Raw genomic sequence first — 1,161 nt, 5'->3', positions numbered from 1 at the left:
AAATCGATGCCGTGATGGTGTCGGTTTGGACGAACGACCGTAAGGGTCGGCCGCAAGGCCGGCGCGAACGAGCGTCTTTCCAGATCGGCTTCAATCACTAATGGATTGCGAGACAAGCTGAGCGCGCAAGCGTTCGGTGGAGACGCATATCCGACAATCTGGCTGAGATTATAATCATCCGCACCAGGAGGGCGTTCCGCAAGGACGCCTGGTAGAACCACGCTGCACTGCTCTGCCGAGTTTCGTGTCGCCGCCCGATGGGCGTCGATCCAGTGTTGTCGTTGGTGGTGTGGACTCTCAAGCGTGAGGTAAGGGCAATTCGTGGATGCCTTGGCATGTACAGGCGATGAAGGACGTGGCACGCTGCGATAAGCGTCGGTGAGCTGTGAGCAAGCTTTGACCCGACGATTTCCGAATGGGGAAACCCACCTATCCGATTAATCCTACCGGAGCCGAACGACGACACGCGAAAGCGTGCCGCCGAGCGGCTCAGCTAGGGTTAGTCGGGAACAGGTATCACTTAGCTGAATAAAATAGGCTTCGTGAAGCGAACCCGGTGAACTGAAACATCTCAGTAGCTGGAGGAAAAGACATCAACCGAGATTCCGTTAGTAGTGGCGAGCGAACGCGGACCAGGCCAGTGCCGTTTATTCAACTAGCAGAAGCTTCTGGAAAGGAGCGCCATAGCGGGTGACAGCCCCGTATGCGAAAGTGATGTAAACGGACTCGAGTAGGGCGGAACACGTGTAATTCTGTCTGAACATAGGGGGACCACCCTCTAAGCCTAAATACTCGTACATGACCGATAGCGAACTAGTACCGTGAGGGAAAGGTGAAAAGCACCCCGATGAGGGGAGTGAAACAGTACCTGAAACGGATTGCCTACAAGCAGTTGGAGGGTCCTTGAGGCCTGACAGCGTACCTCTTGCATAATGGGTCTGTGACTTAATGTTTCAAGCAAGCTTAAGCCGTTAGGTGTAGGCGCAGCGAAAGCGAGTCTGAATAGGGCGAATGAGTTTGAAGTATTAGACCCGAAACCCGGCGATCTAGGCATGACCAGGATGAAGGTGCAGTAACATGCACTGGAGGTCCGAACCGATTAACGTTGAAAAGTTACCGGATGAGTTGTGTTTAGGGGTGAAAGGCCAATCAAGCCGGGAA

Annotated in this window: 1 rRNA gene; it reads left to right on the top strand. The window is 53.8% G+C overall.

The annotated features are described in order from the left end of the window. Nucleotides 1-298: 298 nt before the first annotated feature. A 23S ribosomal RNA gene (locus tag ABLE93_RS26910) occupies nucleotides 299-1,161 on the top strand; the annotation flags it as partial.

Source organism: Xanthobacter pollutisoli (assembly GCF_040044995.1).
GTDB lineage: Bacteria > Pseudomonadota > Alphaproteobacteria > Rhizobiales > Xanthobacteraceae > Xanthobacter.
The sequence above is the reverse complement of the archived record's forward strand: the minus strand, read 5'-3'. Positions and strand labels throughout refer to the sequence as shown.